This window comes from Peptostreptococcus anaerobius VPI 4330 = DSM 2949, from assembly GCF_000381525.1.
GTDB lineage: Bacteria > Bacillota > Clostridia > Peptostreptococcales > Peptostreptococcaceae > Peptostreptococcus > Peptostreptococcus anaerobius.
Genome location: NZ_KB906611.1, coordinates 75,825 through 83,043 on the forward strand (window position 1 = coordinate 75,825; position 7,219 = coordinate 83,043).

5 protein-coding genes and 2 rRNA genes are annotated in these 7,219 nt (G+C 38.6%); 1 reads left to right on the forward strand and 6 read right to left on the reverse strand.

Annotated elements, in window-relative coordinates:
• The 4 genes from F823_RS0103720 to pepF form a co-directional block, all read right to left on the reverse strand.
• Positions 1 to 678 (reverse strand): response regulator transcription factor, encoded by a 678-nt coding sequence (locus tag F823_RS0103720; protein ID WP_019595393.1) that lies wholly within the window; start codon positions 676 to 678, stop codon positions 1 to 3.
• 84 nt (positions 679 to 762) lie between these two features.
• Positions 763 to 2,085 carry an L-cysteine desulfidase family protein gene (locus F823_RS0103725; protein WP_002845959.1) on the reverse strand — a complete coding sequence of 441 codons (1,323 nt, stop codon included), beginning with the start codon at positions 2,083 to 2,085 and terminating at the stop codon, positions 763 to 765.
• 373 nt (positions 2,086 to 2,458) lie between these two features.
• Complete coding sequence (locus F823_RS0103730; RefSeq protein WP_002845957.1) at positions 2,459 to 4,270, reverse strand: sigma-54 interaction domain-containing protein; 1,812 nt, start codon at positions 4,268 to 4,270, stop codon at positions 2,459 to 2,461.
• Positions 4,261 to 6,045 carry an oligoendopeptidase F gene (gene pepF / locus F823_RS0103735; RefSeq protein ID WP_002845956.1) on the reverse strand — a complete coding sequence of 595 codons (1,785 nt, stop codon included), beginning with the start codon at positions 6,043 to 6,045 and terminating at the stop codon, positions 4,261 to 4,263. The genes F823_RS0103730 and pepF overlap by 10 nt, the downstream gene beginning before the upstream one ends.
• Positions 6,046 to 6,247: 202 nt before the next feature.
• Between pepF and F823_RS0103740 the strand changes: the two genes are divergently transcribed.
• Positions 6,248 to 6,814, forward strand: coding sequence for a Gx transporter family protein (locus tag F823_RS0103740; RefSeq protein WP_002845955.1), 567 nt, complete (start codon positions 6,248 to 6,250; stop codon positions 6,812 to 6,814).
• 82 nt (positions 6,815 to 6,896) lie between these two features.
• Here F823_RS0103740 and rrf read toward each other — a convergent pair.
• Together rrf and F823_RS0103750 are read right to left on the reverse strand one after the other, a co-directional pair.
• Positions 6,897 to 7,013: ribosomal RNA gene (rrf, locus tag F823_RS0103745) — 5S ribosomal RNA — on the reverse strand.
• A gap of 84 nt (positions 7,014 to 7,097) precedes the next feature.
• Positions 7,098 to 7,219, reverse strand: a 23S ribosomal RNA gene (locus tag F823_RS0103750); the annotation flags it as partial.

Below are 7,219 nucleotides of genomic sequence, written 5' to 3' on the forward strand. Positions count from 1 at the left end.
CTAGACACCCTCTCTCAGATAATAACCTATACCTTTTTTGGTCTCTATAAGCCCTTCAAGACCTATTTGTGACAACTTCTTTCTAAGCCTGTTTATATTGACCGCCAAAGTATTGTCGTCTATAAAGTTGTCATTTTGCCAGCACCTATCCATCAGGCTCTCCCTAGAAGCCACCCCACCCTGGGCCTTGAATAAGGACTGGGCAATTAATAGTTCAGTCTTAGTGAGACTCACCTCCTGACCATCGTAGGTTATCTTGGCATCAGTTATATGTAGGTTAACTGACCCATAGCTGATATAGTAAATATCGTTGACAAACTTGTAGGCACGTCTTAGCATAGCCTGGACCTTGGCTACAGTCACATCCATATTTAGGGGCTTGGTGATATAATCATCTCCACCAAACTGCATTGCCATCACTATATCCATATTTTCGGATTTTGAAGATATAAATATTATAGGCACCTTGGAAATCTTTCTTATCTCTTGACACCAGTAGTAGCCATTGAAAAATGGAAGGACTATATCCATAAGGACCAACTGTGGGTCAGACTCCTTGAATACATCAGTAACCTGGTCAAGTTTGTCCACAGTATCTACAGAGTATCCCCATTTTTCCAACTCATTTTTCAATATTCTCTCTATATTTTTATCATCTTCGACTATTAATATTTTCATTTTGATACCACCTTTCCACAGGTAAATAAAAAATCTCCCTATGGTAACTAATTTTACCACAGGGAGATTTATTTTTATAGCTTATTATTTAACTTTGTTCATATCATTCATAACACCTAGGATAACGGTATCTGTCATACCCATTCCAAGGTTACTTACCCTACCAAGGTTTCTGATAGTATCGTCAACGCTGATATTTACTATACCATTGATTGTGTCTGCATAGCAATCATTCTTGGCAAGTAGGGCGTTCTGTACTGCTGCTGATGCTGCTGTAGATAGCTTTAGGGCACATCCTGACTTGGCACCATCACATATCATACCAGAAAGGTCTGCTACTGCATTCTTGATTGCTCCACCTATCTGGTCAATTGATTCATCCATCAACCAAGCTATACCTGCTGTTGCACCTGTAGATGCAGCAACTCCACATCCACACATAGCTGATAGCCTACCTGTAAAGTTCTTGATATAGGCTGTAACTAGGTGGGATATAGCTAGGGCCCTAGATAGTCTCTCATCACTAATATCAAACTTTCTAGCATAGGCAACTACTGGTAGGATTGCTGTTAGACCATGGTTACCACTTCCGTTTGAACTCATTACAGGCATATCCACACCGGACATTCTAGCATCAGATGCACCTGCTGTAAGCATCATGGCATTGTTTATTACATCGTCTCCCATGATTCCTGACTCTATTGACTTTTTGATACCGTACCCTACACCTATACCTATTTTTTCCTCTAGACCGACTTCAGCCATTTTTAGGTTCATTTCTACTCCCTCAAGTAGAAATTCTAATTCACTGGCATCTATCTTTTCTATATTTCTTATCAACTCTTCTAATGTAGCATCATCCATTATAGTTCCCTTAGAAGTCTGAGCCACTACTTCCTCTTTAGTAAGTGACTTTTCTTCCTTTGCTAATAGGTCTACTAGGACCTTGCCATTCTGTTCTATATATACAAAATTGTCATGCTTTTCTCTTATAATTACCTTGGCTGAGTTATTTTCCCCCTTAAACGCAACCATGATGTAGACCTTATCTAGAGTATCTGCAGGTTCTATTGATAGGTTTCCCTCATCCATCAATGCCTCTGCCTGTCTTATCTGGTCTGGGCTAGACCCCTCTAGAACACTTAGGCCATTTTCTGACTTACCTGCAACTATACCTATGGCTGCAGCTATCTTTAGACCAAGTCTTTGAGTACCTGGTATCCCTACACACATACCATTCTTGTAGATACTTGGACTTACAAGCATGGTATTTTCGACTATTTTTTCCCCAACTAATTCCTTACACTTAGCACAAGCAAGGGCAAGAGCAACTGGTTCTGTACAACCAACAGCTGGCTTTACTTCTGCCTTTAACATTGCTACTAGCTCTTTTCTTATATCTCTCATACTTTACATCCTCCCAAAAAGCAAAAACATATTATCTATCCTCTGCCTAATATATAGCAAGTGCCATGCCAATTTTTTATTTATCTCACTTATTATTTTAAAATCCCTAAAATTTGTATACAAGCTTGATATTTAGACATATTGCCTTATAAAATATTATGCACTAAAAATAGGCCCACAAATCCAAGCTAGATAGCATGAGATGAAGGCCTTATTTTTTCTCAAAAAGATATTATTATTTCTCATATTGATACATATTTATATCAATATGATTCTGATATTATTTTTTATTTTAGATTTATTCTCTCTTTTGGGACTTAGTTACTCTTTTTTAGACTTAATTAATCTTTTTGGACTTAACCTTTCTATATACTTAGTCCACCTCTATAGAGTACTTATCCATCTTCCTATAGAGTGTAGCCCTCGATATGCCTAGGGCCTTGGCTGCCAAATCCTTGTCCTTTTTGTAGTCCTTGTACTTTCTAAGGGCCTTTCTTATCTGGTCCTCTTCTAGGGATTCAATTGTCCTAATCTCCATATCTTGGTCTTCTTCCTGACTGTCAACTCTTGTCTTTTCCATAACCTGTGGGCCTATCTTCCTAAACCTTGAATAGACTAGGTTGACATCGTCTATAATACTTCCATTGGTCATGTTTATAGAGTATTCTATGACATTTTGAAGTTCTCTAATATTGCCCGGCCATGAGTATTCCTTCAAGGCAGCTATTACCCTGTCAGATACAGACCTCACTTCCTTGCCAAGATTATGGGAGTACACATCTATCATCCTATCTACCAGTAGGGGTATATCATCCTTTCTCTCTTCTAGGCTAGGTATGGATATAGGTATTACATTGAGCCTGTAGTAGAGGTCTTCTCTAAACATACCCTCTGCTACCATGTCTGCTAGATTTTTGTTGGTAGCTGATATAATCCTGACATCCACCTTTATGTTTTTGCCTCCACCGACCTTGTGGATTTCTTTTTCTTGAAGGACCCTTAGGAGTTTTGCCTGTAGGTGAAGACTCATATCTCCTATCTCATCAAGGAAAATAGTACCCTTGTTGGCTATCTCAAATAGGCCTAGCTTGCCACCTTTTTTGGCACCTGTAAAGGCTCCCTCATCGTAACCAAAGAGTTCACTCTCCAGCAACTCACCTGGTATTGCGGCGCAGTTAATGGTCACAAAGGGTCCGTCTGACCTGTCGCTATGACTATGTGTAGCCCTGGCGAACATCTCCTTGCCAGTACCACTCTGGCCTGTTATAAGTATTGTAGATGTAGACTTGGCTGCATTTAGGGCATCTCTTTTTACATCCATAATGGCCCTTGATTTGCCTATTATATCATCTATTGTCATCCTATGGTCTACGTTCATCCTATTGTAGGTCTGAATAGCTTCCTTATTGTCTATAAAGTCTATTACATAGCCTGACACTACTCCTCCATACCTTATTTTTGCTATGGAATATATACCACGATATGCCTTGTACTCATAATAGAACTTGTCAGAATTTCTATCTGACTTTTTAAAATCAAATAGGGTCTCAAGATCAAAAAATTCCAAGGTCTCCTTAATAGACCTACCCTGAACATCAGGTCCTACAGAGAACATCTTTGAAAACTTGTAGTTAAAGGAATCTATCCTAGCCATCTCATCCAAGGACACTACAGGTCTGTCTATACTGTTTAGGACCTGGGCTATTTTTTCTCTTTCTATATTGTATTCACTCGACTTTATCTCTGCCCTTATATTGCCTGATATTAGGTCTGCCATCTTCTCTATAAACTGGATCAATTCATCCCTAGAACTGAGTAGCTTTGTCTTTTGGACCTGGTCAAAGGCTATAAGACCTATAACCCCGTAACACTGGTTGTCTAGGATTATCGGGCAGCATACCTCTGCTTCTTCCATACAGTTACCAAGCCTGTAACAGTCCCTACACAGGTCAGACACTTTTGGATTGTCTATGATAAGGGTCTTTTTTTCCCTGTATGACTTTTTAAAGGCAGACATACCCTCTATCTTTTGACCCAACTTGTCCTTGTAAACACCCGTTCCTGCTATACGGACCATATCATCATTTACTATTGTAACGTCTATATCTAAGACTAGAGAGATAGCCTGGGCTACCTTCTCTATCTCATCCTGAATACAGTCTATATTGATTCTTTCTATTGGCATAATGCCTCCAATTCATCTACTAGCTTTGAAAATAATCCTAGAGAATCATCAACTGACTCTTTCCTTTCCATATCAACTCCTGCTGCCCTAAGCTGGTCTAGAGGATACTCAGAACCACCTGACTTTAGGAAATTGATATATCTTTCTACATTGTCACCGCCCTCTAGGATCAATGAGGATAGGACTGATGCCGCTGAAAATCCTGTCGCATACTTATATACATAGAAGTTTGAGTAGAAGTGCGGTATCCTAGCCCATTCAACACCTACTAACTCATCTACCTCACAAGAATTTCCGTAGTATAGCTTGTTCAAGTCATAATATATGTCTGTAAACTCCTTGGCTGTTAGAGGATTACCCGCCTCAACGCTCTGGTGGCATATCTTTTCAAACTCTGCAAATAGGGTCTGCCTGTATACAGTAGTCCTAAACTGCTCTAGGTAGTAGTTTAGAAGGTATATCTTCTCTTCTTTATCCTTGCTATTCTTAAGTAGGTACTTTATCAATAGGGTTTCATTGACTGTAGATGCGACCTCTGCTACGAATATCTTATATGAAGAATATATGTAAGGCTGGCTAGTCCTTGAATAGTAGCTATGGATTGAATGTCCCAACTCATGTATCAGTGTAAATAGTGAATTAAGGTCATCGTTATAGCTCATCAATATATATGGATGAGAGTCATAGCTGCCCCATGAATAGGCGCCACCCTTTTTACCTTCATTCTCATATACGTCTATCCATCTCTCTGAAAATGCCCTCTTGATTAGGCCTAGGTACTCTTCTCCCATAGGCTTTAGGGCCTCTATAATTATCTCCTGAGCCTTTTTGTAAGGTATTTCCATCCTGAAATCCCTGGCCATTGGGAGATATAGGTCGTACATATGCATCTGGTCTAGTCCAAAGTACTTCTTTTTGATTCCAATGTACCTGTCAAGTGCTCCTATATTTTCATGAACCGATTCTATAAGGTTGTCATATACATCAGTAGATATATTATCACCGTGAAGCGATGCATAGATAGCTGATGGGTACTTTCTCACCCTAGCTGAAAATACCTCTGCCTTTATAGCTCCAAATAGGGTTGCAGCCATGGTATTTGAGTACTTGTTATATGTAGAAAACTCTGCCTCAAAGGCTTCCTTTCTGACCCTCCTATCCTTGGACTTTATGTACTTTGAATAGTTGAAGTGGTCTACCCTAACCTTATTACCATCTTCGTCTTCTATCTCAGGAAATACCATATCTGCATATGACAGCATCTCATAAGTAGTCTCCGGTACACTTGTAAGCTCACCAACCTGGGCAAGTATCTCCTCTTCCTTCTGGCTAAGAGTGTGAGGCTTGTCCCTCAATATCTCATCAACCATCTTCTTGTAGTGGGCTATCTTGTCATCCCTCATATATGATTCCAAAGTATCTGGGTCCATAGATATTATCTCTGGGACTATATAAGATGTAGCCCTAGAAAAGTCATTAGACATCATCTCTGCCTTGGTTGCCTTAGCTTGGTTTTCATTTATCCTAGTATCCTCATGGTGCTTCATATTTGTGTAGACATAGTTGTGGGATATCCTCCTAGAAGTATCCTCCATCATCTTTAAGACCTTGTAAAAAATCTCCTTAGACTCAGATAATCTTCCCTTATAAGTCTCCATCTCCTTTATGGACTCTCCTATCTTTTCTAAGTCCTTGTCTATTGATTCAGGTCCATCATACATGGAATCTAGGTCCCACTTGAAATCATTGCTTATATCCTGTCTATTTTTTGCCATGTTAAATATTTCCTTTCTTTTGTGTATTTTATATATTGTAGATTATAGTTTCTTTAAATTATCTAACAGTAAAAAGTAATTGATAATAATTTTTAATATATATTGTTTTTATAAGATTATTTTATCACATCTAGCTTAAATTATGATATACTTTTTAATGGGATAAGTAAATGTAACTTAAAGAGAAGTCACGCACTTTTATATGAACAACACTTACTTAGTAAACTTTACTTATAGGAAGGAGTATATCTTGAAAAATAATACCAGAAAACTTGTACTTATGAGTCTCATGGTAGCCTATTCTTTGGCGCTCTACTTACTTGAGACTATAATACCCAACCCAATGATAGCGATATTTCCAGGAGCCAAACTTGGACTAAGCAATATAATAACTCTTTTGTGCCTTATAAATTTTGGATTTAAGGATACCTTTAAAATATTGAGTGTAAGAATAATATTGTCATCAATATTTGCTGGTCCTGTTTCCTACTTCCTATTCTCTATAGCTGGGGGCTACCTGAGCCTATTTGGTATGTATCTCGCTACTAGAATCAAGGATTTTTCAACTATAGGTATCAGTATATGTGGGGCCATTATGCACAATATAGGCCAGCTACTTGTTGCGAGTATTATAATAGTAAATATATCCATGCTGTCCTACCTACCATTTATGTTAGGAGCCTCACTGGCAACCGGCATATTTATTGGTTTTGTGGTCAAATTTTCAGACCCACTTCTAAAAAAACAGATTGGACAACTTACAAAATAAGCAAAAGTCTTCCCAAGTTAAAGCAAGGGAAGACTTTTCATTCATATAACAAAAAGACTCTAGATAAACTAGAGTCTTTTTCACGTGGCTACGTCCTAACCTCCCAGGCGGCTTCCCACCAAGTACTTTCAGCGCTAAAGAGCTTAACTTCTGTGTTCGGAATGGGAACAGGTGTATCCTCCTTGCTATAGTAACCACATTATTTAATTAAAGGTTTGTACCTTCAAAACTGAATATTTAGTGAGCCTTTCGGCTAGACCTAATCCTTACTCAAACATCTTTCTTGGTCAAGTCCTCGATCTATTAGTATCAGTAAGCTACATACATTGCTGCACTTACACCTCTGACCTATCAACCAGGTAGTCTTCCTGGGATCTTAACCTTGCGGTGGGAAATCTTATCTTG

Bases quoted from the DNA above. Each gene is read 5' to 3' on its own strand.
- F823_RS0103740 (WP_002845955.1), top strand. From the start codon at position 6,248: ATGAACAACACTTACTTAGTAAACTTTACTTATAGGAAGGAGTATATC.
- pepF (WP_002845956.1), bottom strand. From the start codon at position 6,045: ATGGCAAAAAATAGACAGGATATAAGCAATGATTTCAAGTGGGACCTA.
- F823_RS0103730 (WP_002845957.1), bottom strand. From the start codon at position 4,270: ATGCCAATAGAAAGAATCAATATAGACTGTATTCAGGATGAGATAGAG.
- F823_RS0103720 (WP_019595393.1), bottom strand. From the start codon at position 678: ATGAAAATATTAATAGTCGAAGATGATAAAAATATAGAGAGAATATTG.
- F823_RS0103725 (WP_002845959.1), bottom strand. From the start codon at position 2,085: ATGAGAGATATAAGAAAAGAGCTAGTAGCAATGTTAAAGGCAGAAGTA.